Below are 22,084 nucleotides of genomic sequence, written 5' to 3' on the forward strand. Positions count from 1 at the left end.
CGGGGGCCGCATCTTCCGCGCCGGATGCGGACGAAACGATCGTCAGATTGTACCGAAGAGTCGCCGGGGCGGTTCTGGCGCGGCCCGCCCGGCCCTTGCGCGGGGTGGGGCCTGCCGGGCCGCGGACGAGGGCGGGGGCGGGGGCGGGTGCCTCAGAGCCTGGGCGGCTTGCGCTTGCCGGTCAGTTCGGCCCAGCGTTTCTCCAGCGCGCCCTCGGCGACGGGCTTGATCGAGGTGCCGGAGGTCTGGGCGTCCCAGGTCTGCACCGAGAACGGGTGGACGCGCAATGCGTCGCGCGCGATCACCACCTCGCCGTGGCCGTCGACCAGCCAGTCGTAGACGAAATCGATGCAGAGCCGGTAGCCGCGCTTCGTGTTCGGGTCCGCCACTTCGTAGGGCGCGCGCGTCACGTAGCCGGAGCCGAATACGCCCTTCGGCTCCTGGGCGACGCGATGCAGGAACACGCGGTCGCCGGGCAGGATGCTGCGCGAGAAACCGCAGCCCCAGACGTCGCGCACGGCCTCGCCGGCGCGCACGCGCGCGGCCACCTCGGGCAGCTCGGGCCAGGGCCATTTCTTGGGGCTCCAGATCAGCAGGAAGGCAGTCATGTCGGGGCAACGGGAGAACGGAAAGAAGACCGGAAGCGGGCCCGGCGGCGCGCGCGCACGCAAAGCGCGAGCTTACCCGATCGCCCGCGCGCGAGTGGCCGACCGACACGCCAAGGCCCGGCGCGCGGCGTGGGCTTGGACTCGCGAAGCCGGGCTCGCGCGTACAATCGTGGCTTCGCGGCGGCCGCCCGGCCGTCGTTCAAACCGAGTCGGGCCGCGCGGCGCCTAGCCGTGCGAGGTCCCGGCCGCACGCGAGAATTCCCATGTCGAACGCGATACGGCGCCGGCCCGACGCCCGGTTGATCATGCTGCTCGGTGCGCTGGCCGCGTGCGGGCCGATCGGCACCGACATGTACCTGCCGAGCATGCCCTCGGTGGCCGAGAGCCTGGGCACCAGCGCATCGGCGGTGCAGTGGACGCTGACCAGCTTCCTGTCGGGCTTCTCGCTGGGCATGCTGCTGTATGGGCCGCTGTCGGATTCGCTGGGGCGCCGCCCGGTGCTGCTGGGCGGGATCGTGCTGTTCACCGTGGCCGGCGCGGGCTGCTTCGTGGCTCCGTCGATCGGCAGCCTGATCGTGCTGCGCTTCCTGCAGGCGCTCGGCGCGGGTGCCGCCTCGGTGCTGTCGCGGGCGATCGCGCGCGATGCGCACGAGCCGGCCGACGCGGCCAAGGTGCTGTCGATGGTGGCGATCGTCACCTCGGTCGGCCCGCTGCTCGCGCCGCTGCTGGGCGGCCAGATCCTGCGCTTCGCCGGCTGGCGCATGGTGTTCGTGGTGCTCACGCTGTTCGGCATCGGCTGCACCATCGCGGCCTTCCTGAAGGTGCCCGAAACCTGGCCCAAGGAGCGCCGCAAGTCCTCGGCGATCCTGCAGTCCTTCATGGCCTATGGGCGCATCCTGCGCGATCCGGTGGCCTGGGGGCACATGCTCTGCGGCGGCATGGCCTTCGCCTCGATGCTCACCTACATCACCGCCACGCCCTTCGTCTACATCGAGTATTTCCACGTCTCGCCGCAGCATTACGGCCTGCTGTTCGGCCTGAACATCGCCGGCATCATGATCGGCAACTTCATCAACACCCGCGCGGTCGGCCGCTTCGGTTCGCTGCGCCTGATCTCGGCGGCCTCGCTGATCAGTTGCATCGCCTCGTTCTGCGTGGCCTTCTTCTCGCTGACGGGCATCGGCGGGCTCTGGTCGATCGTCGCCGGCCTGTTCTTCGTGGTCGGCGTGATCGGGCTGTTGTCGGCGAACTGCTCGACCGACCTGATGCATCGTTATCCGCACAACGCAGGCGCGGCTGCGGCCGTGTTCGGCGCGATGCAGCTCGGCCTGGGCGCGGTCGCCAGCGCCGTGGTGGGGCTGCTCGCCGACGGCACGCCGTTCGGCATGGGCGTGACGATCGCGATCACCGGCGCGCTCTGCTTCCTGGGGCGCCGGCTGGTGATCCGCTGGCACGGCCGGCCGGTGCGCGGCGACTGAGTTCGCGCGGCGCGCTCGCTCGGGTTCGCGACCGCGAGTCAAAAGCAGCCAAAAACAAAGGGCCGGCGCCCGAAAGCGCCGGCCCTTCGTGTTTCCGGCCGTTCATCGCGGCTACCGCCGCCGGCCGCGTTCAGTCGCGCGTGGCCGGGGCCGCGCCGTGGCTGAGCCAGTCGAGCACGTCGGCCGATTCGTCCTCGCCGGCGCGCGCCTTGGCCTGCGCGACCGCCTCGGTGATCTCGGCGTTCGGCGCGGCGCGCCGGATCGCGACGCCCACCGCGAGGATGTCGATCATCACCAGGTGCAGGATCCGCGAGATCATCGACAACTGCGATTCGCGCATCTCGATGTGATCGGTCTCGAGCGCCACGGTGGCGCGCTTGGCCAGCGGCGTATTGCTGGAGGTGATCGCGATCACCTTGGCGCCGGCCTGCATCGCCACGTCGAGCACGCGCAGCAGCTCGGGCGCGCGGCCCGACTTCGACACCGCCACGATCACGTCGCCCTTGCCGAGCAGGGCGGCCGAGGCGGCCTGCATGTACAGGTCGCCGTAGGCGATGGTCGGGATGCCGAAGCGGAAGAACTTGTAGTGCGCGTCCTGGGCCACGATGTTCGAGTTGCCCAGGCCGTAGAACTCGATGCGCCGCGCATTGTTGAGGATGTCGATGGCATGCTCGACGTGCTCGAAGTTCAGGTGCTCGCGCAACTGCAGGATCGCCGACACGGTGTTGTCGAGCACCTTCGCGCCGAAGTCGGTGGCGGTGTCGCCCAGGTGCACCTGGCTGTGGCTCATCGGGATCGTGCCGGTCAGGCCGGTGGCCAGCTTCAGCTTGAAGTCCGACAGGCCCTGGCAGCCCAGCGAGCGGCAGAAGCGGATCACGGTCGGCTGGCTGACGTCGGCCTTGCGCGCGATGTCGACGATCGGATCGTTGATGATCGAGCGCGGGTGATTGAGCGCGAGGTCGGCCACGCGTCGCTCGGCCGGCGTCAGCGCATCGCGCATCTGGCGGATCCGCTCGAACACCGCCGAGGAGGCGCCGCCCGAGCGGTTCGACAGTTGCTCGGCGAGGATCGCCGAGACGCCGAGGAAGGCCGGGTAGTCGGCCGTGATCAGGTAGGTCGGCACGTTCGCGCAGTAGTCGGAGAAGCGGCCCTTCGACTCGAAGCGCTCGCGAAAGCGCGACTTCAGGAACAGCTCGCCGAGCTTGAGCACCACGCCGCCGCCGATGTATACGCCGCCGAGCGCGCCGAGCGTGACCGCCAGGTTGCCGGCGAAGGTGCCGAGGATCGCGCAGAACACGTCGACCGCCTCGAGCGCGAGCGCGTCGCCTTCATGCGCGCGATCGACGATCTCGGGCGTGCCGAAGTTGGCGGGCACGCGCTTCTTGTCGCGACCGGCCAGCGCGCGATAGACGATCTCGATGCCGGGCCCGGCGCACACGCGCTCGAACGAGACATGCGGCCACTTCTTGCGCGCGTACTGCATGACCAGGTCCTCGCGCTCGTCCATCGGCGCGAAGCTGGCATGGCCGCCCTCGCTGCCCAGCGCGATCCAGCGGTCGTCGGCGGGGATCAGCCCCGACACGCCCAGGCCGGTGCCCGGGCCCATCAGGCCGATCACGCTGTTCTGGCGGCGCGTGCCGCCGCCGATCTGCTGGCGCTGCGCGTCGGTCAGGCCCGGCAGGGCCATCGCCAGCGCGGTGAAGTCGTTGACTACCAGCAGCGTGTCGAAGCCCAGCGCGCGGCGCGTGGCCTCGATCGAGAAGCTCCAGTCGTGGTTGGTCATGCGCACCTGGTCGCCGTCGACCGGGTTGGCGATCGCGATCGCCGCGTGGTTGACGCGGCCGATCTTGACGTCCTTCAGATACTTGCGGATCGCATCGGTCAGCGTCGGGTAGTCGGCGCCGGGATAGACGCGGATCTGCGTGATCTCGCCGGGGCCGATCTCGAGCGCGAAGCGCGCGTTCGTGCCGCCGACGTCGGCGAGCAGGCGCGGGCCGTCGGCGTGCTGGCCGGCAGCCGGTTTAGTTTGCGCACCAGTAGACATCGAGCTGGGTCCCCTTGTCGTTGGCCAGTTGGGAAATTGCGTTGCGCTGCGGCGCCGCGGCGGCGGCCTCCAGCACTTCGCGCTTGCGGGCGCCCGCGATCAGCAGGAACAGCCGGTCGACGCGGCGCAGCGCGTCGAGCGAGAGGCTCACGCGCGGATGCGGCGCGGCGCCCGGGTGCACGGCGAGGTAGCGCTCGGTGGTCGAGATCGCCAGCTCCCATTCGGGCGCGTCGGCGAAGATCGAGGCGGTATGGCCGTCCTCGCCCATGCCGAGCACGGCGACGTTCGGCAGCCGGTAGGCCGGGTTCGCGTTGAGCGCGGCGACCTGCGCCTCGAGCGTGGCGGAGGTGTCGACCAGCGGCAGGAAGCGCGCGCCGGCGGCGGCGTTCTGGAGCAGCGTGTCGTGCACCAGTTGCGCGTTGCTGGCGCCGTCGGTGTCGGCCACCCAGCGGTCGTCGACCAGGCTCACGTCCACGCGGGCCCAGTCGAGCTCGGCGGTGGACAGGGTTTGCAGGAACGGACGCGGGCTGGTGCCGCCCGACACGGCGAGCGTCGCGCGTGCGTGCTCGGCGAGCGGCGCGGCCAGCGCCGCGCGCACCGCCTGCGCGAGCGCCTCGCACTGCGCTTGCGGGCTTTCGAATGCGTGAAGCTCGATCACTTCTCCTCCAGGCTGCTTTTATTGAATTCGGTGGTCATGCGGGGGACTCCGGCGAGTCGCGGCCGGGGCGGGCCGCGTCAGGCATGTTGCAAACGCGTGTTTCAGTTCTCTTCCTCGAGCCAGCAGGTGCCGTGCTGCGCGAGCATCGCGCTGGCCGCCGCGGGGCCCCAGGTGCCGGCCGCGTAGGGCTTGGGCGGCTTGAGCGATTTCTGCCATTCGTTCTGGATCGGCTCGACCCAGCGCCAGGCCGCCTCCTGCTCGTCGCGCCGCACGAACAGCGCCAGGCGCCCGTTGATCACGTCGAGCAGCAGGCGCTGGTAGGCCTCCATCTGGCCTTCCTTGAAGAACTGGTCGAAGGCCAGGTCGAGATGCACGCTGGCCAGGTTCATGCCCTCGCCGGGCTGCTTGGCCAGGCAATACAGGCGGATCGTCTCGTTGGGCTGCAGGCGGATCACCAGCCGGTTGGTGCCGGCGCGCAGCGCATTGGGGCCGAGCGCGGAATGCGGCACCGCGCGGAAATTGACCACGATCTCGGCGACGCGATCGGCCAGCCGCTTGCCGGTGCGCAGGAAGAAGGGCACGCCGGCCCAGCGCCAGTTCTCGATCTCGACCTTCAGCGCCACGTAGGTTTCGGTGTTGCTGTCGGGCTTCACGCCGGGTTCGGTGGCGTAGCCGGGCACCGGGTTGCCCTTGATGGTGCCGGCGTGATACTGGCCGCGCACCGCCACCTTGCTGATGTCGCGCGGATCGATCGGCTTGAGCGCGCGCAGCACGCGCAGCTTCTCGTCGCGCACCGAATCCGAATCCATCGAATGCGGCGGCTCCATCGCGATGATCGAGAGCAATTGCAGCAGGTGGTTCTGCACCATGTCGCGCAGCGCGCCGGTGTTGTCGTAGAAGTCGCCGCGCGCCTCCACGCCCAGTTCCTCGGCGATCGTGATCTGGATGCTCTCGACCCATTCGCGGCGCCAAAGCGGCTCGAACAGCGCATTGCCGAAGCGCAGCGCGAGCAGGTTCTGCACCGGCTCCTTGCCGAGGTAGTGGTCGATCCGGTAGATCTGGTCTTCCGCGAAGATCTCGCCGACCGCGTCGTTGATCTCGTTGGAGGAGGCCAGGTCGTAGCCGAGCGGCTTCTCCAGCACGATGCGCGCGCCCTCGCTCAGGCCGACGCCGGCCAGCGCCTTGCAGATCGGTTCGAACAGGGAAGGGCCGGTGGCCAGGTAGAACACGCGCGTGCCGGGCAGCTCGCCGATCGCCTGGCGCAGGACCTGGTAATCCTCGGGGCGGCCGAGATCGACGTTGAGATAGTCGATGCGTTCCAGGAACCGCTTCCAGGCGGCTTCGTCGAAGGCGCTGCCGGAAGCCTTCCTCGCATGCGGCTTGACGTGCTCCTCGACCCAGCCGTGATAGCCGGCGCGATCCGCATCGTGGCGCGCGACCGCGACGATGCGGCCGGACTCGGCGAGCATGTTGGCGCGATGGGCCTCGAACAGTGCCGGCAGGATCTTGCGCATCGACAGGTCGCCGGTGCCGCCGAACAATACGAAGGTGAAGCTGCTGGAATCGTTTTGCATTGTCTCCGCCCGGTTGGAAATGCGCGTACCACGGCATGGATGGAAGCCGCCTGGCTGGGCCGTTCCGACGGGCGCGGACGGCGGCAAGCGGAGCCGTAGTGCGATAAAAATATTTTTGACACTGAATTGTAGTTTAACTACAATCCGCCGCAAGGGGTAGACCCGGAAGAAGAAAAAGAAGCGCACACGATGGATGTCGGGGAAGCGCGCTCTTCGGACGGGACGGCCGGTGCGGCAGCGCGCCGAGACCGCATGTTAAAGGACATTGGCGAAACGCATCACGAGCCGGTCCGCGACGGCCCCGAGGTTCGGCGCCGCGCGGCGGCGGGACCGGAACCAACAGATCAGAGGAGACACTCTTTGAATCTCGATCCACTCAGTCCCTGAGCGCCCGCGGCCGGCCACGGCCCGACCGTTTTCCGGTCGTTCGCGGCGCGATATCCCGGTTGTTTCGTTTCGCAAGTTCCTGAGCAAGCCGGCTCTCGCACGCACGAGAGCCTCACGAGTCGGTTAATCCAAACTGGAGGAGATGAGTAATGAAAGTTCGCGCGATGATGGGCGCGCTGTGCGCCGCAGGCCTGATGATCGGCGCCGCCACGGCGCAGGCTGCCGAGAACGTCACGGTGCTGCACTGGTGGACCTCGGGCGGTGAATCCAAGGCGGTCGGCGTGCTGAAGGACGACCTGCAGAAGCAAGGTTACGTGTGGAAGGACTTCGCGGTGGCGGGCGGCGCGGGTGCCGCGGCCATGACGGCGCTCAAGACCAAGGTGATCAGCGGCGACGCTCCGTCGGCCGCGCAGATCAAGGGCCCGCTGATCCAGGATTGGGCGGACCAGGGCGTGCTCGTCAACATCGACTCGGCCGCCGGCGACTGGGGCAAGAACCTGCCGCCGGAAATCGACAAGATCATCAAGTACAAGGGCCACTACGTGGCGGCGCCGTTCTCGGTGCACCGCGTCAACTGGCTGTACCTGAACAAGGCCGCGCTCGACAAGGTCGGCGCCAAGGTGCCGACCACCTGGCCGGAATTCTTCGCCCTGGCCGACAAGCTCAAGGCCGCCGGCATCCAGCCGGTCGCGATGGGCGGCCAGCCGTGGCAGGACCTGACGCTGTGGGAAGACGTGGTGCTGTCCGAAGGCGCCGACTTCTACAAGAAGGCGATCGTCAACCTCGACCCGGCCACGCTGGGCTCGCCGAAGATGCTCGACGTGTTCAACACGGTGCGCAAGATCCAGGGTTACTTCGATGCCGGTCGTAACGGCCGCGACTGGAACCTGGCCACGGCGATGGTGATCAACGGCAAGGCCGGCATGCAGTTCATGGGCGACTGGGCCAAGGGCGAGTTCGAGAACGCCGGCAAGAAGTCGGGCAAGGACTACATCTGCGCGCCGGTGCCGGGCACCTCGAGCGCCTACACGTTCAACGTCGACTCCTTCGTGTTCTTCCAGCAGAAGGGTTCGGAGAACGCCACGCCGGGTCAGCTCGCGCTGGCCAAGACCATCATGACGCCGGACTTCCAGGAGCAGTTCAGCCTGCTGAAGGGCTCGATCCCGGTGCGCCTGGGCGTGAAGATGGACAAGTACGACGACTGCGCGAAGAAGTCCTACGCGGATGAGCAGACCGCGCTGAAGGCCGGCGGCTACGTGCCCTCGCTGGCCCACGGCATGGCGCAGGGCGATGCCACCGCCGGCGCGATCAGCGACGTCGTGACCAAGTTCATGAACTCGCAGCAGGATCCGAAGGAAGCCGTCGCCGCGCTCGTGAAGGCCGCGAAGGTGAAGTAAAGGCAGCACGGGCGAGGCCTGGCCTCGCCCGTACCGTCGCAAACGGGCCGGCCGCATGCGGCCCGCGCCGTACCCGATGCCGCGCGCCTCGCCCCAAAGGCGGCGGCACCCTCGTTCCAGGAGTCGAATCAAGTGGCTGCCCCTCTCAGCGGAAACGAACCCGGCCGCGCTGACGTCGCCCGCCGCACGTCGCCGCTCTCGGCATTGGCCGATCGCTGGATACCGAAGCTGGTGCTCGCACCCAGCATCGCGATCGCCGTGGTGTTCATCTATGGCTTCATCGTCATCACCGGCTACCTGTCGCTGACCAAGTCGCGACTGCTGCCCAACTACACCTTCGACGGTTTCGGCCGCTACACGGACCTGTTCCAGAACGACGTCTGGTGGACCTCGGCCGCCAACCTCGGCTGGTTCGGGATTCCCTTCATCGTGCTGTGCGTGGTGCTCGGCCTGTTCCTGGCGATCCTGCTGGACCAGCAGATCCGCAACGAAGGCGCGCTGCGCGCGGTGTTCCTGTACCCGATGGCGCTGTCCTTCATCGTCACCGGCACGGCCTGGCAGTGGATCCTGAACCCGGGCCTGGGCCTGGAGAAGGTGCTGCACGACTGGGGCTGGACCAGCTTCTCGTTCAACTGGCTGGACGATCCGGACAAGGCGATCTTCTGCGTGGTGATCGCCGCGGTCTGGCAATCGACCGGCTTCGTGATGGCGCTGTTCCTGGCCGGCCTGCGCGGCGTGGACGGCGAGATCTTCAAGGCGGCCCAGGTGGACGGCGCGACCCTGCCGACCATCTACCGCAAGATCGTGATCCCGAGCATGCGCCCGGTGTTCTTCTCGGTGCTGCTGATCCTCTGCCACATCACGATCAAGACCTTCGACCTGGTGGTCGCGCTGACCGCCGGCGGCCCCGGCACCTCGTCCTCGCTGCCCGCCATGTTCATGTATACCTATTCGTTCAATCGCGGACAGCTCGGCGTCGGCGCGGCCTCGTCGGTGATGATGCTCGCGACCGTGGTCGCGGTGCTGGTGCCGCTGATGTATATGGAATCGAGGAGCACCCGCAATGCAGCCTAAGATGACGATCAGCCGCGCCGTCATTTACGCGGTGCTGATCCTGTTCGCGATTTACTTCCTGCTCCCGCTGTACGTGATGCTGTCGACCTCCTTCAAGGATCTCGACCAGCTGCGTACCGGCAACCTGCTGACGCCGCCCACCAGCTGGACCATCGATCCCTGGCTCAAGGCCTGGGGCTCGGCCTGTACCGGCGTGCGCTGCGACGGCATGAAGCCGTTCTTCTTCAACTCGCTGAAGATGGTGATCCCGGCCGTGCTGATCTCCTCGCTGATCGGCGCGTTCAACGGCTACGTGCTCACGCACTGGCGCTTTCGCGGCGCCGACGCGCTGTTCACGCTGCTGCTGGTGGGCTGCTTCATCCCGTTCCAGGTGATCCTGCTGCCGATGGCGCGCGTCGAGGGCTACTTCGGCCTGGCCAACACCACCGCCGGCCTGGTGCTGGTGCACGTGGTCTACGGCATCGCCTTCACCACCATGTTCTTCCGCAACTTCTACGTGAGCGTGCCGGCGGAACTGGTGAAGGCCGCGCGGATCGACGGCGCCGGCTTCTTCACGATCTTCACGCGGATCCTGATGCCGGTCTCGCTGCCGATCTTCATGGTCTGCCTGATCTGGCAGTTCACCCAGATCTGGAACGACTTCCTGTTCGGCATCGTGTTCTCGGGCGTCGATTCGATGCCGATCACGGTGGCCCTGAACAACCTCGTGAACACGTCGACGGGCGTGAAGGAATACAACGTCGACATGGCGGGCGCGATCATCGCCGCGCTGCCCACGCTGCTGGTCTACGTGGTCGCCGGCCGCTACTTCGTGCGCGGCCTCACGGCGGGCGCGGTGAAGGGCTGATCCGCGGCCAGTATTCCTGAACGAACCGGCCGCGCGGGCACATGTCCCGCGCGGCGAGCAGAACCGACGCGGCGCGAGACGCCGCACCTGAGACAGAGGATTCACAGCATGGCAAGCCTTTCCATCCGTGACGTGTACAAGACCTATCCGAACGGGGTGCCGGTCCTGAAGGGCGTCGACATCGACATCGAGGACGGCCAGTTCCTGATCCTGGTCGGCGGTTCGGGCTGCGGGAAGTCGACGCTGCTCAACATGATCGCCGGCCTGGAGACCGTCACCAAGGGCGAGATCCGCATCGGCGGCAAGGTCGTCAACGATCTCTCGCCGAAGGATCGCGACATCGCGATGGTGTTCCAGTCGTACGCGCTCTACCCGTCGATGACGGTCAAGGAGAACATCTCCTTCGGCCTGAACATCCGCAAGGTGCCCAAGAACGAGCAGAAGCAGATCGTCGATCGCGTCGCCGCGATGCTGCAGATCGAGCACCTGCTGGACCGCAAGCCGGGCCAGCTCTCGGGCGGCCAGCGCCAGCGCGTGGCGATGGGCCGGGCGCTCGCGCGCGATCCCTCGCTGTTCCTGTTCGACGAGCCGCTCTCGAACCTCGACGCCAAGCTGCGTATCGAGATGCGCGCCGAGATCAAGCTGCTGCACCAGCGCCTGGGCACCACCATCGTCTACGTGACGCACGACCAGATCGAGGCGATGACGCTGGGCGACCGCATCGCGGTGATGAAGGACGGCGTGGTCCAGCAGTTCGGCGCGCCGCAGGACATCTACGATTCGCCCTCGAACCTGTTCGTGGCCGGCTTCATCGGCGCGCCGCCGATGAACTTCATCAATGGCCGGGTCGTGGAGCAGGGCAGCGGCGTGGGCCTGGAGATCGACACCGGCGCCTCGCGCGGCGTGCTGAACCTGCCCTTCGAGCGCTCGAAGATGAACGGCCACGTGGGCCGCGAGGTGATCCTGGGCCTGCGCCCGGAGCGCATCACCGACGCGCGCAATGCCCATGACGGCCAGGCTTCCTCGCTGCAGCCGATCGACGTGGTGGTGGACGTGACCGAGCCGACCGGCCCGGATACGCACGTGTTCGCCCAGGTCAACGGCAAGCGCATCGTGAGCCGTGTGCACCCGGCCGCGAACCCGCAGCCGAAGCAGCAGCTCAAGCTGCTGTTCGACGTCTCGAAGGCGGTGGTGTTCGATCCGTCGACGGAAGCGCGGATCGCCTGAGCCTGGCGCGGCGAAGGCCGTAGCGAAAAAAAACGGGCCGCCCTTGGGCGGCCCGTTTCGCATGGGCGGCGCGGTGCTCGACGCCGCCGCCGCGCCATCGATTCTCGACGCGGCTTCAGCGCACCTCGCGCGGCGTGCCGCGATCGCTCTCGTTGAGCAGGCCCAGCATCGAGGTCGGCTGCAGCAGCACCAGCACCGCGCCGGCGCCGCCGTCGTTGCCGCGCGCCTCGCAGAAGGCGATCACTTCCTCCTTCTGCACCAGCCAGGCCCGTACCTTGCCCTTGAGCACCGGCTCCTTGCCGACCGAGCCGAGCCCCTTGCCGTGGATCACGCGCAGGCAGCGCAGCCCCTTCTTGCCGGCCTCGCGGATGAACACGGCGAGCGCCTCGCGCGCCTCGTCGCGGCGCATGCCGTGCAGGTCCAGCTGGGCCTGCACGATCCAGGCGCCGCTGCGCAGCTTGCGCACCACCTCGCGACTGATGCCGGGGCGGTGGTAATAGAGGCTTTCGTCGGAGTCGAGTAGCGTCTCGGGGTCGAATTCGTCGGACAGCGTCTCGCTGAGCACCGCTTCCTCGTCGAGCTGGGTCTGCTTGGGCACCGGCTGCGGCGGCTCGCGGCGGACAGGCACGCGCGGCGGCGCGGCCAGCGGCGTGATCGTGCCGATCTCGTTGCGGAACAGGTTGGCGTTGAGCTCGGCCTCGCGCGTCTCGCGCGCGACCTGCACCTGCTGCCTGGCGCGCCGCTCGGCCTCGCCCTTGAGCGAATCGCGCAGGGCGCCGAGGCCGGCCAGGCCGCCCTGGAGGGCGCCGGGCTCGGGTTTCGGCACGATCGGCTCGGCCGCTTTGGCCGCGGGGGCGGCGGCGCGGCGCTTGGCCGGGTCGCTCGGATGGGGCTGGTTCTTCGCCATGATGGTCTACGGATCGAAGGTGGGACGGGAATGAAAAAGGCCGCTGCGCGGGGCAGCGGCCTTCGGAAGGCCAGGCGGGCTGCGGCGCGTGGCGACGCTATTGTAACGTCGCCGCGCGCGGCCCGGCCGGCCGCCGGCTCACTTCGCGTCGTGCAGGCTTTCCAGGTAGCGCTGCGCGTCGAGCGCGGCCATGCAGCCCGTGCCGGCGCTGGTGATCGCCTGGCGATAGATGTGGTCCTGCACGTCGCCCGCCGCGAACACGCCCGGGATGTTGGTGGCCGTGGCATTGCCGGCCAGGCCGCTCTTGGTGACGATATAGCCGTCCTTCATCTCGAGCTGGCCCTGGAACAGGTCCGTGTTCGGCTTGTGGCCGATCGCCACGAACACGCCCTGCAGCGTGAGCTGCTCGGTCTCGCCGGTGCCGGTGTGCTTGATCTTCACGCCGGTGACGCCCGAGTCGTCGCCGGTCACTTCGTCGAGCACGTGGTTCCACTTGATCTCGACCTTGCCTTCCTTTTCCTTCTCCAGCAGGCGGTCGATCAGGATCGGCTCGGCGCGGAACTTGTCGCGGCGGTGGATCACGGTCACTTTCTTCGCGATGCCGGTCAGGTAGAGCGCTTCCTCGACCGCGGTGTTGCCGCCGCCGACCACCGCCACTTCCTGGTTGCGGTAGAAGAAGCCGTCGCAGGTCGCGCAGGCCGACACGCCCTTGCCCATGAAGGCTTCTTCCGAGGCCAGGCCGAGATACTGGGCCGAGGCGCCGGTCGAGATGATCAGCGAGTCGCAGGTGTATTCGCCCGAATCGCCGATCAGGCGGATCGGCTTTTCCTCCAGCCTGGCCGTGTGGATGTGATCGAACACGATTTCCGTGTTGAAGCGCTCGGCGTGCTCCAGGAAGCGCTGCATCAGTTCCGGGCCCTGCACGCCGTTCGGGTCCGCCGGCCAGTTCTCGACGTCGGTCGTGGTCATCAGCTGGCCGCCCTGTGCCAGGCCGGTGATCAGCAGGGGCGACAGGTTGGCGCGGGCGGCATAGACGGCCGCGGTATAACCGGCGGGGCCGGAACCGAGAATCAGGACTTTCGCGTGTTTGGGCGTGGACATGTGCAGGATCCGTTAAAAGCGGCCGGGCGCCCGGATGACGTGGCGCTCGGCAAGGCGGCAAGCCGGCCCGGCCGCGCCTTGCGCGCCGGGGACGATGCCATAGATGGGTACCAGACGCGCATTATAAAGGGGCGTTTGCTGCACTGCCGAACCGGCGTTTTTATCGCGCCGATAGCATGCCTCGATCGACGGGTTACCGTCATTTACACTTGCCCGGTCGCGGCTGCGTTTACAATAATCGCGATCGAACGATCGGCGGCCGGCCCGGCGTGGCCGCCTCTTCTACACGGATTCATGGCAAAAGCTCCCTTTACGGCTCAGGCGCAGGCGCTACCGCATCGTATGTCGCGGCTGTTCGTCGAGATTCGCTGGATTCTGCAGGTCGCGGTGTTCGCGTTCCTGCTGATGGCGCTCCTGAGCTACAGCCGTCGCGACCCGAGCTGGACGCATGCGGTCCAGATCGACCACATCTCGAACTGGGCCGGGCGCGTCGGCGCCTGGACGGCCGATATCCTGCTGCTGCTGTTCGGCATCTCCGCCTACTGGCTGGTGGTGCTGCTGGCGCGCCGGGTGGCCGCCAACTACCGCCGTATCACGCGCCACGAGGCGCTCGACGAGGAACCGCCGGCCCGCCCGATCGGCTGGCTGGCCGAGGGCTTCGCCTTCGTGCTGGTGATGCTCGCCAGCGACGGCATCGAGGCGCTGCGCATGTGGTCGCTGAAGGTGCCGCTGCCGCGCGCGCCGGGCGGCGTGGTCGGCGAGATGGTCGCGCGCGGCGTCTCGCACGCGCTCGGCTTCACGGGCGGCACCCTGTTCCTGCTGGTCGCGCTCGCGATCGGCCTTTCCCTGTATTTCCGCTTCTCCTGGCTGTCGGTCTGCGAGCGCGTGGGCGACGCCATCATCAACGCCTTCACGCTGGCCAAGCTGCGCCGCGAGGCCGAGCGCGACCGCAAGCTCGGCGAGGCCGCCGCGGTGCGTCGCGAGGGCAAGGTCGAGGAGGAGCGGGTGCGCATCGAGGAGCACGAGCCGGTCACCATCGTGCCGCCGATCGTCACGCCGGCCAAGTCCGAGCGCGTCGAGCGCGAGCGCCAGGTGCCGCTGTTCACCGACCTGCCGGGCGACTCCACCCTGCCGGCGATCTCCCTGCTCGATGCCGCCACCCAGTCCCAGGAGGCGATTCCCGCCGACACGCTGGAATTCACCTCGCGCCTGATCGAGAAGAAGCTCAAGGACTTCGGCGTCGAGGTCGGCGTGGTGGCCGCCTATCCGGGGCCGGTGGTGACGCGCTACGAGATCGAGCCGGCCACCGGCGTGAAGGGCAGCCAGATCGTCGGGCTCGCCAAGGACCTGGCGCGCTCGCTGTCGCTGGTGTCGATCCGCGTGGTCGAGACGATTCCCGGCAAGAACTACATGGCGCTGGAGCTGCCGAACCCGCGCCGCCAGACCGTGCGCCTGTCCGAGATCCTCGGCTCCGAGGTCTATGCCGCCGCGTCCTCGGCGCTCACCATGGGCCTGGGCAAGGACATCGGCGGCAAGCCGGTATGCGCCGACCTCGCCAAGATGCCCCACCTGCTGGTGGCCGGCACCACCGGCTCGGGCAAGTCGGTGGGGATCAACGCGATGATCCTCTCGCTGCTCTACAAGGCCACCGCCGACCAGGTCCGGCTGATCCTGATCGACCCGAAGATGCTGGAAATGAGCGTCTACGAAGGCATTCCGCACCTGCTCTGCCCGGTCGTCACCGACATGCGCCAGGCCGGCAACGCGCTGAACTGGACCGTCGCCGAGATGGAGCGCCGCTACAAGCTGATGAGCAAGCTCGGCGTGCGCAACCTGGGCGGCTACAACAACAAGATCGACGAGGCCACCAAGCGCGAGGAGAAGATCCCGAACCCGTTCAGCCTGACGCCCGAGGATCCCGAGCCGCTCGGCCGCCTGCCCAATATCGTGGTGGTGATCGACGAGCTGGCCGACCTGATGATGGTGGTCGGCAAGAAGGTCGAGGAGCTGATCGCGCGCATCGCGCAGAAGGCGCGCGCGGCCGGCATCCACCTGATCCTCGCCACCCAGCGCCCCTCGGTGGACGTGATCACCGGCCTGATCAAGGCCAACGTGCCGACCCGCATGGCCTTCCAGGTGTCCTCGAAGATCGACTCGCGCACGATTCTCGACCAGATGGGCGCCGAGTCGCTGCTCGGCATGGGCGACATGCTCTACCTGCCGCCCGGCAGCGGCCTGCCGGTGCGCGTGCACGGCGCCTTCGTGTCCGACGACGAGGTGCACCGCGTGGTCGAGAAACTCAAGGAGCACGGCGAGCCGAACTACATCGAGGGCCTGCTCGAGGGCGGCGTGGCCGACGGCGAGGAAGGCTCGGCCGGCGCGGGAACCGGCGAGGGCGGCGACGAGTCCGATCCCCTTTACGACCAGGCCGTCGAGGTCGTCGTCAAGAACCGCCGCGCCTCGATCTCGCTGGTGCAGCGCCATCTGCGCATCGGCTACAACCGCGCGGCGCGATTGCTCGAACAGATGGAGCAATCGGGGCTCGTGTCGGCCATGTCGTCCAACGGCAATCGCGAAATCCTGGTGCCGGCCCGCGACGCGGAATGACGCCGCGTCGGCGCCGGCCCGCCAATCAGGGAGAAACCCACCCCATGCAAGCATTCTCGTTCGTGCAGTTCCCCGCGGTTCGCCGCTTCGTCGCGGCGCTGGCCGGCGCCTCGCTGATGGCGGTCGCCTCGCAGGCCTTCGCGGGCGGCACCGACCAGCTCAAGGCCTTCATCGCCCAGGTCAAGACCGCCAAGGGCGGCTTCACCCAGCAGATCGTCAAGGCGCCGTCCAAGGGCGCGAGCGGCGCGCTGCCGACCGTCAAGCCGACCGACAACTCCAGAGGCAGCTTCGTGTTCTCGCGCCCCGGCAGGTTCGTCTGGTCCTACGAGAAGCCGTACCAGCAACTGCTGCAGGCCGACGGCGACACGCTCTACGTCTACGACAAGGACCTGAACCAGGTTACCGAGCGCAAGCTCTCGGGCGCGCTCGGCGCGAGCCCGGCCGCGATCCTGTTCGGCAGCAACGACATCGAGAAGAACTACACGCTGCGCGACGCGGGCGAGAAGGGCGGCATCGACTGGGTCGAGATGCAGCCGAAGTCGCAGGACACGCAGTTCCAGCGCATCGGCATCGGCTTCAAGGGCGGCACGCTGGCGGCGATGGAACTGCACGACGTGTTCGGCAACGTCACCCTGCTGACCTTCACCAATATGCAGACGAATCCCGCGCTGCCGGCCGATACCTTCCGTTTCGCGGTGCCCAAGGGCGCCGACGTGATCAAGGGCTGAGCGCCGCGCGCGGTGCCGGGACGGGCCTGCCAGCGATGGCAGGCCCGTTTCGTTTCGCGGCACCCGGCGGCGCGGCGCGCGGCGCCGGGCGCGCCGATGTCGCGGCGAGCCGCCATCCTGTCCGATCGGCCGGGGGCGGGAGGCGCGCCCGGCTGTCATAATGTCCGGCTGGCGCGGCGATGGACGCCGCGCCGGTCATTGCAGGAGTCGAGGTCCATGTCCGACCTGTTTGAAATCGAACCGCGCCGCCCGCTCGCGGAGGCGCTGCGCCCGAAGACGCTCGACGAGGTGATTGGCCAGACGCACCTGCTCGGCGAGGGCAAGCCGCTGCGGCTCGCGTTCGCGTCGGGCCGGCCGCATTCGATGATCCTCTGGGGCCCGCCCGGCGTCGGCAAGACCACGCTCGCGCGGCTCACCGCGAATGCCTTCGATTGCGAGTTCATCGCGCTGTCGGCCGTGCTCGGCGGCGTGAAGGACATCCGCGAGGCGATGGAGCAGGCCAAGGACACGCTGCATCGCAACGGCCGGCACACGATCCTGTTCGTCGACGAGATCCATCGCTTCAACAAGGGCCAGCAGGATGCGCTGCTGCCCTTCGTCGAATCGGGGCTGGTCACCTTCATCGGCGCGACCACCGAGAACCCGAGCTTCGAGGTCAACTCGGCGCTGCTGTCGCGGGCCCATGTCTATGTGCTGAAGTCGCTCGACGACGCGGAGATGCGCCAGTTGCTGGCGCGCGCGCAGCAGATCGCGCTCGACGGGCTCAGCTTCGAGGACAAGGCCGTCGATACGCTGATCGGCTACGCCGACGGCGACGCGCGGCGCTTCCTGAACCTGCTGGAGCAGGCGCAGACGGCGGCGTTGTCGGCGCGCACCAACCGGATCGACGCCGATTTCGTCTCGAACGCGATGACGCTGAACGCGCGCCGCTTCGACAAGGGCGGCGACAACTTCTACGACCAGATCTCGGCGCTGCACAAGTCGGTGCGCGGCTCGAATCCGGACGCGGCGCTCTACTGGTTCTGCCGCATGCTCGACGGCGGCGCCGATCCCAAGTACCTGTCGCGGCGCATCGTGCGGATGGCCTGGGAGGACATCGGCCTGGCCGATCCGCGCGCGATGCAGATGGCCAACGACGCGGCCGCCACCTTCGAGCGGCTGGGCTCGCCCGAGGGCGAGCTGGCGCTCGGCCAGGCCGTGATCTACCTGGCCTGCGCGGCCAAGAGCAATGCCGGCTACAACGCCTTCAACGCCGCCATGGCCTTTGTGCGGCAGGACAAGTCGCGCGAGGTGCCGGTCCATCTGCGCAACGCGCCGACCAAGCTGATGAAGGAGCTCGGCTACGGCCACGAGTACCGCTACGCGCACGACGAGCCGAACGCCTACGCGGCCGGCGAGAGCTACCTGCCCGAAGGCATGCGCGAGCCGCGCTGGTACCAGCCGGTGCCGCGCGGGCTCGAAACCAAGATCGCCGAGAAGCTGAGCTGGCTGCGCGAGCTCGATCGCGAGGCCGGCAAGCCCGAATAAGTCGCGTGATGCGCGGCGGGGCCGCCGGGCCGCCACCGCCGTGCGTTAGAATCCGCGTTTCACACAACGATTTTTCCAAGTCCTCCCATGCTCGACATCCAGTTGCTGCGCAAAGACCTCGACGGCGTCGCCAAGCGCCTCGCCGATCGCGGCTACACCCTCGACGTCGCCAGGTTCTCCTCGCTCGAGGCGGATCGCCGCGCGATCCAGACCCGCACCGAAGAACTGCAGGCGCGCCGCAACAGCCTGTCGAAGCAGATCGGCGCGATGAAGGGGCGGGGCGAGGACACCTCGGCCGTGATGGCCGAGGTCGGCGGGATCGGCGACGAGATGAAGAGTTCGGCCGCCAGGCTCGACGAGATCCAGGGCACGATGCAGGCGCTGCTGCTCGAGATGCCGAACCTGGCGCACGAGAGCGTGCCGGTCGGCAAGGACGAGGCCGGCAATGTCGAGGCGCGTCGCTGGGGCACGCCGCGCAGCTTCGATTTCGAGGTGCGCGACCACGTCGACGTCGGCACCCCGCTCGGCCTCGATTTCGAGACCGGGGCGAAGCTCTCGGGGGCGCGCTTCACCATGCTGCGCGGCCCGATCGCGCGCCTGCACCGGGCGCTGGCGCAGTTCATGATCGACACGCACACGCTGCAGCACGGTTATACGGAAACCTATTCGCCGTATATCGTGAACCCGGAAATCCTCTACGGCACGGGGCAGTTGCCGAAGTTCGCCGACGACATGTTCCGCGTCGAGAAGGGCGGCGAGGAAAACACCGTCACGCAATACCTGATCTCGACCTCCGAGATCACGCTGACCAACACGGTGCGCGATTCGATCGTCGACGCCGCGACGCTGCCGATCAAGCTGACCGCGCATTCGCCGTGCTTCCGCTCCGAAGCGGGCTCGTATGGCCGCGACACGCGCGGCATGATCCGCCAGCACCAGTTCGACAAGGTCGAGATGGTGCAGATCGCCGCGCCGGATGCGTCCTACGCGGCGCTCGACGAGATGGTCGGCCACGCCGAGGCGATCCTGCAGAAGCTCGAGCTGCCCTACCGCGTGATCACGCTGTGCACCGGCGACATGGGCTTCTCGGCCGCCAAGACCTTCGACCTGGAAGTCTGGCTGCCGGCGCAGAACACCTATCGCGAGATCTCGAGCTGCTCGAACACCGAGTCGTTCCAGGCGCGCCGCATGCAGGCGCGCTTCCGCAACGCGCAAGGCAAGCCCGAACTCGTGCACACGCTGAACGGCTCGGGCCTCGCGGTCGGCCGCACGCTGGTGGCCGTGCTCGAGAACTACCAGAACGCCGATGGTTCGGTGACGGTGCCCGTCGCGCTGCGTCCGTACCTGGGTGGCCTGGAGAAGATCGAGCTGCCGGGCTCGGCGGCCTGAGGTCGCGAATCGGATGCCGCTGCGTGAGGAAATCGCGCGCGGCATCCTCGTCAGTCCGGCCGAGAAATTTTTTGCGAAAAGGGCTTGGAAAGACGGAAAGAGTTGTTCTATAATCTTTGCTTCGCCGGGACGAGACCTACAGAACGGCGAAGCAGTAGAAGGAAAGGTGGCAGAGAGGTCGAATGCGCCGGACTCGAAATCCGGTGTACGGTTATACCGTACCGTGGGTTCGAATCCCACCCTTTCCGCCAGAATGCAAACCCCTCGAAGCCGAAAAGCTCGAGGGGTTTTTTCTTTGCCGCGCGGGTTTTCTCCGGCCTTTAGCGGGCGCGATTCGTTCTCCCCGTAGAAATCGAAAAAACTAAAGAAGTCCGGGTCCGGGTCGTAATAGGTGGCTTGAATCGAGAGGGCGCGTCCGTCTGTCGGGAAGCGCCTCGATGTCGAGCGGGCATGCATGTATCGCTCGTGCCACTCGACACGATCAATCAAGAACACAGAAAACGATGAAGCATGGGGCCATTCGTCCGGATCACGGCGGACATCGGGATGCGTTAGCGCAGCGCCAGACGCGTGCGTCGCATTCACTGGGGATATCGCGATCGGTGCCGATACATGTCCCCGTCTTTCCATCTCGAATTGACTGACGCCGCTTAAGTTGCCGGCGGTGTCCGCGCATCGCGCTCGATGCCCGACCATCACGGCCGGCACTTCGGCCCCATTCGCCGGCCTTCATCGTTTGCACGGCTTTGACGCCAAGGCGTCATCGATCGCGCGGCCAAGAGAGAGCCGACGCGAACTCACAACAAGGAGAAAAACGAGCATGTTCGATAACACCACCACACGGGGTTGGCGGTTTTCCGCGATGGCGGCGCTGGCGGCGGCTGCGATCCTGACGGGATGCGGCGGGGATGACGGCGGCACGGTTGTCCCGAGGGCGCAGGGCAGCACGACGCAGGCAGGCACCGGCAACAACTCCGGCAGCAGCGCCCAGGCCAGCGTGGAGGAGTCGACGTACACCGATGGCATCTTCGTCGACAACAGCGGCGATGGCTATTTCCAGTTCGACACGAACTTCCCGGCGACTTTCACCGCGGTGACGGGGGCGATCGTGGTCGAGAGCTACCTGGCGCAGCAGGGCGACAAGCAATTCGGTTCGCGTCCGCAATGGGCCGCCGGCGTCTCGTTCGCGCTGAACCAGTCGACGCAGGCCTATATCACGGCCGATGGCGCCGAGGAGGTGTTCGGCTACCAGGACATGGACTGGGGGCCGGTCGGCGCCATCTCGAAGCGCACGCCGCAGGGCTTCCAGTTCAGCCTGGACAGACTGCCGACGCCGCTGTACGACGTCGCACTGGCTGCCGTCGATGTGTCGGGGCAGTCAGTGGCCGACGTGCTCGCCAAGGATAGCCGCTCCGTCAACGGCGGCCTGGCTGCCTTGATGGCCAGCGACAAGACGCCGATGCCGGCCGGCTCGCACATCTACCAGACGACCGAGACGGTCCTGACCACCAATATCTGGATGTTGCGCGACTGGAGCGGCAACGGTTTCTACCCGACGCTGGAGGCGGCGCAGGTGGACAATGGCGGCACGATCCGCACGCTCGGCGCCTATCGTTATCTCGATCATCCGGGCGACAACACGGCCCTGGTCGAATACAACGGGAAAATCGATGCGGGCGAGATTCGCAAGCAAGGCGATGTCCTGACCGATCTTCCGCTGGGTTACAACCGCGTCGCGGCGACCTTCATCGCGCAGCAAATCCAGAAGGCATTGCAGCCGCGTTGATCCATGATGGCGTCGTGAGCGCGGCCCGGCTTGCGGCGCCGGAATTGGCGAGATCAACTGTCGATCACGGTGGAGTCGGGGTCTGGTTTTTCCGATTTTTCGAGAAATCCGGGGCGTTTAGCCGTTCGAAAACGGATGTGGCGAAAATGGAGCCCGCGCGATGGGACGTATCGTCGAATTTTGGAGGATTCAGGCTTTGGGGTCCTTGTCGCGCGACCATGGTTCGGCACCGGGCTCACGCAACTTTTTTCTCAGTCGCGCGTTCTCGGCGAACAGCGCGGCCAGTGCAATCAGCGTCAGGACTGGAAACACCCATTCTGCACCGATGCGAAAGACCGCCCAGGAGGCGAGCAGCAATGCGAGGGCGGTGACGAGCAATGCAATACGATCGAGCAAGCTGTTCATGCGATTTTCGCCTCGCGCTGGCGCATGAAAGCCGTAGGCATGTCGCGTGTGCCTCTGGATGTCAGTGCGTCGAACCAGATGATTGTGTGGCTCCTCGATAGCAGCCATCGGATCAGGTTTTTCATCGAGACCGCAGCTTACGGTTTTCGCGGCGCCTGGCCAGACGACGACTTGACGCGCCATGGCCGGCGATCATCAGCGCGATCGCAGCGCTGTCACTAACGAGGCGCGCCTCTCCAACAATAGGTGGCTTCCCAGTCTCGATTGTTGCGTTGCGGCATTCCGAGTCGTGAACTCTTCCGAAACCCCCATCGTGACTACCGATTCACACTCGGAAATC

Annotated in this window: 17 protein-coding genes and 1 tRNA gene; 11 read left to right on the plus strand and 7 right to left on the minus strand. The window is 67.3% G+C overall.

The window, feature by feature from the left end:
• Positions 1–152: 152 nt before the first annotated feature.
• Entirely contained in the window at positions 153–608 is a 456-nt protein-coding gene (locus F3J10_RS01350; protein ID WP_013696909.1) for a hypothetical protein, read from the minus strand.
• Positions 609–871: 263 nt separating this feature from the next.
• On the opposite strand from F3J10_RS01350, the gene F3J10_RS01355 reads away from it, so the two are divergent.
• Positions 872–2,086, plus strand: coding sequence for a Bcr/CflA family multidrug efflux MFS transporter (locus F3J10_RS01355; RefSeq protein WP_025098123.1), 1,215 nt, complete (start codon positions 872–874; stop codon positions 2,084–2,086).
• A gap of 130 nt (positions 2,087–2,216) precedes the next feature.
• Here F3J10_RS01355 and F3J10_RS01360 read toward each other — a convergent pair whose 3' ends face one another.
• From F3J10_RS01360 to zwf, 3 genes are all read right to left on the minus strand, one after another.
• Positions 2,217–4,130 carry a bifunctional transcriptional regulator/glucokinase gene (locus tag F3J10_RS01360; RefSeq protein ID WP_025098122.1) on the minus strand — a complete coding sequence of 638 codons (1,914 nt, stop codon included), beginning with the start codon at positions 4,128–4,130 and terminating at the stop codon, positions 2,217–2,219.
• The gene (gene pgl, locus F3J10_RS01365; protein ID WP_025098121.1) at positions 4,108–4,788 is read right to left on the minus strand and encodes a 6-phosphogluconolactonase; all 681 of its coding nucleotides are present in this window, start codon (positions 4,786–4,788) and stop codon (positions 4,108–4,110) included. The genes F3J10_RS01360 and pgl overlap by 23 nt, the downstream gene beginning before the upstream one ends.
• Before the next feature lie 101 nt (positions 4,789–4,889).
• Positions 4,890–6,362, minus strand: coding sequence for a glucose-6-phosphate dehydrogenase (zwf, locus tag F3J10_RS01370; protein ID WP_167240689.1), 1,473 nt, complete (start codon positions 6,360–6,362; stop codon positions 4,890–4,892).
• 536 nt (positions 6,363–6,898) lie between these two features.
• Between zwf and F3J10_RS01375 the strand changes: the two genes are divergently transcribed.
• The 4 genes from F3J10_RS01375 to ugpC all read left to right on the plus strand — a co-directional run bounded on the left by F3J10_RS01375 (position 6,899) and on the right by ugpC (position 11,294).
• Positions 6,899–8,146 (plus strand): ABC transporter substrate-binding protein, encoded by a 1,248-nt coding sequence (locus tag F3J10_RS01375; RefSeq protein WP_025098119.1) that lies wholly within the window; start codon positions 6,899–6,901, stop codon positions 8,144–8,146.
• 132 nt (positions 8,147–8,278) lie between these two features.
• Positions 8,279–9,220: a sugar ABC transporter permease gene (locus F3J10_RS01380; RefSeq protein ID WP_013696915.1), complete on the plus strand. Its 942-nt coding sequence runs from the start codon at positions 8,279–8,281 to the stop codon at positions 9,218–9,220.
• Complete coding sequence (locus F3J10_RS01385) at positions 9,210–10,067, plus strand: carbohydrate ABC transporter permease (protein WP_025098118.1); 858 nt, start codon at positions 9,210–9,212, stop codon at positions 10,065–10,067. The genes F3J10_RS01380 and F3J10_RS01385 overlap by 11 nt, the downstream gene beginning before the upstream one ends.
• 108 nt (positions 10,068–10,175) lie before the next feature.
• Positions 10,176–11,294, plus strand: a complete 1,119-nt coding sequence (ugpC, locus tag F3J10_RS01390) for a sn-glycerol-3-phosphate ABC transporter ATP-binding protein UgpC (RefSeq protein WP_013696917.1) — start codon at positions 10,176–10,178, stop codon at positions 11,292–11,294.
• Between the two features lie 115 nt (positions 11,295–11,409).
• On the opposite strand, the gene F3J10_RS01395 is transcribed toward ugpC, so the two are convergent.
• Positions 11,410–12,201, minus strand: coding sequence for a Smr/MutS family protein (locus tag F3J10_RS01395; protein WP_167240691.1), 792 nt, complete (start codon positions 12,199–12,201; stop codon positions 11,410–11,412).
• Positions 12,202–12,339: 138 nt separating this feature from the next.
• Positions 12,340–13,302, minus strand: a complete 963-nt coding sequence (trxB, locus tag F3J10_RS01400) for a thioredoxin-disulfide reductase (protein WP_167240694.1) — start codon at positions 13,300–13,302, stop codon at positions 12,340–12,342.
• Between the two features lie 294 nt (positions 13,303–13,596).
• Here trxB and F3J10_RS01405 point away from each other — a divergent pair, with 294 nt between their 5' ends.
• The 6 genes from F3J10_RS01405 (at position 13,597) to F3J10_RS01430 (ending at position 21,339) form a co-directional block, all read left to right on the plus strand.
• Complete coding sequence (locus F3J10_RS01405; RefSeq protein ID WP_025098115.1) at positions 13,597–15,909, plus strand: DNA translocase FtsK; 2,313 nt, start codon at positions 13,597–13,599, stop codon at positions 15,907–15,909.
• A gap of 44 nt (positions 15,910–15,953) precedes the next feature.
• Positions 15,954–16,637 carry an outer membrane lipoprotein chaperone LolA gene (lolA, locus tag F3J10_RS01410; protein ID WP_167240696.1) on the plus strand — a complete coding sequence of 228 codons (684 nt, stop codon included), beginning with the start codon at positions 15,954–15,956 and terminating at the stop codon, positions 16,635–16,637.
• 216 nt (positions 16,638–16,853) lie between these two features.
• Complete coding sequence (locus F3J10_RS01415; RefSeq protein ID WP_167240698.1) at positions 16,854–18,164, plus strand: replication-associated recombination protein A; 1,311 nt, start codon at positions 16,854–16,856, stop codon at positions 18,162–18,164.
• 87 nt (positions 18,165–18,251) lie between these two features.
• Positions 18,252–19,553, plus strand: a complete 1,302-nt coding sequence (gene serS, locus F3J10_RS01420) for a serine--tRNA ligase (protein ID WP_167240701.1) — start codon at positions 18,252–18,254, stop codon at positions 19,551–19,553.
• Between the two features lie 160 nt (positions 19,554–19,713).
• Positions 19,714–19,804: transfer RNA gene (locus tag F3J10_RS01425), tRNA-Ser, on the plus strand.
• A gap of 569 nt (positions 19,805–20,373) precedes the next feature.
• Complete coding sequence (locus F3J10_RS01430; protein WP_167240703.1) at positions 20,374–21,339, plus strand: hypothetical protein; 966 nt, start codon at positions 20,374–20,376, stop codon at positions 21,337–21,339.
• Between the two features lie 189 nt (positions 21,340–21,528).
• On the opposite strand, the gene F3J10_RS01435 is transcribed toward F3J10_RS01430, so the two are convergent.
• Positions 21,529–21,744 (minus strand): hypothetical protein, encoded by a 216-nt coding sequence (locus F3J10_RS01435; RefSeq protein WP_167240705.1) that lies wholly within the window; start codon positions 21,742–21,744, stop codon positions 21,529–21,531.
• Positions 21,745–22,084: the final 340 nt, after the last annotated feature.

The organism is Burkholderia sp. Cy-637 (assembly GCF_011753175.1).
GTDB classification, from domain to species: domain Bacteria; phylum Pseudomonadota; class Gammaproteobacteria; order Burkholderiales; family Burkholderiaceae; genus Burkholderia; species Burkholderia gladioli.

Bases quoted from the DNA above. Each gene is read 5' to 3' on its own strand.
- F3J10_RS01395 (WP_167240691.1), bottom strand. From the start codon at position 12,201: ATGGCGAAGAACCAGCCCCATCCGAGCGACCCGGCCAAGCGCCGCGCC.
- F3J10_RS01415 (WP_167240698.1), top strand. From the start codon at position 16,854: ATGTCCGACCTGTTTGAAATCGAACCGCGCCGCCCGCTCGCGGAGGCG.
- F3J10_RS01350 (WP_013696909.1), bottom strand. From the start codon at position 608: ATGACTGCCTTCCTGCTGATCTGGAGCCCCAAGAAATGGCCCTGGCCC.
- serS (WP_167240701.1), top strand. From the start codon at position 18,252: ATGCTCGACATCCAGTTGCTGCGCAAAGACCTCGACGGCGTCGCCAAG.
- lolA (WP_167240696.1), top strand. From the start codon at position 15,954: ATGCAAGCATTCTCGTTCGTGCAGTTCCCCGCGGTTCGCCGCTTCGTC.
- F3J10_RS01435 (WP_167240705.1), bottom strand. From the start codon at position 21,744: ATGAACAGCTTGCTCGATCGTATTGCATTGCTCGTCACCGCCCTCGCA.
- F3J10_RS01355 (WP_025098123.1), top strand. From the start codon at position 872: ATGTCGAACGCGATACGGCGCCGGCCCGACGCCCGGTTGATCATGCTG.
- F3J10_RS01405 (WP_025098115.1), top strand. From the start codon at position 13,597: ATGGCAAAAGCTCCCTTTACGGCTCAGGCGCAGGCGCTACCGCATCGT.
- F3J10_RS01430 (WP_167240703.1), top strand. From the start codon at position 20,374: ATGTTCGATAACACCACCACACGGGGTTGGCGGTTTTCCGCGATGGCG.
- F3J10_RS01360 (WP_025098122.1), bottom strand. From the start codon at position 4,130: ATGTCTACTGGTGCGCAAACTAAACCGGCTGCCGGCCAGCACGCCGAC.
- F3J10_RS01385 (WP_025098118.1), top strand. From the start codon at position 9,210: ATGCAGCCTAAGATGACGATCAGCCGCGCCGTCATTTACGCGGTGCTG.
- F3J10_RS01375 (WP_025098119.1), top strand. From the start codon at position 6,899: ATGAAAGTTCGCGCGATGATGGGCGCGCTGTGCGCCGCAGGCCTGATG.
- ugpC (WP_013696917.1), top strand. From the start codon at position 10,176: ATGGCAAGCCTTTCCATCCGTGACGTGTACAAGACCTATCCGAACGGG.
- zwf (WP_167240689.1), bottom strand. From the start codon at position 6,362: ATGCAAAACGATTCCAGCAGCTTCACCTTCGTATTGTTCGGCGGCACC.
- trxB (WP_167240694.1), bottom strand. From the start codon at position 13,302: ATGTCCACGCCCAAACACGCGAAAGTCCTGATTCTCGGTTCCGGCCCC.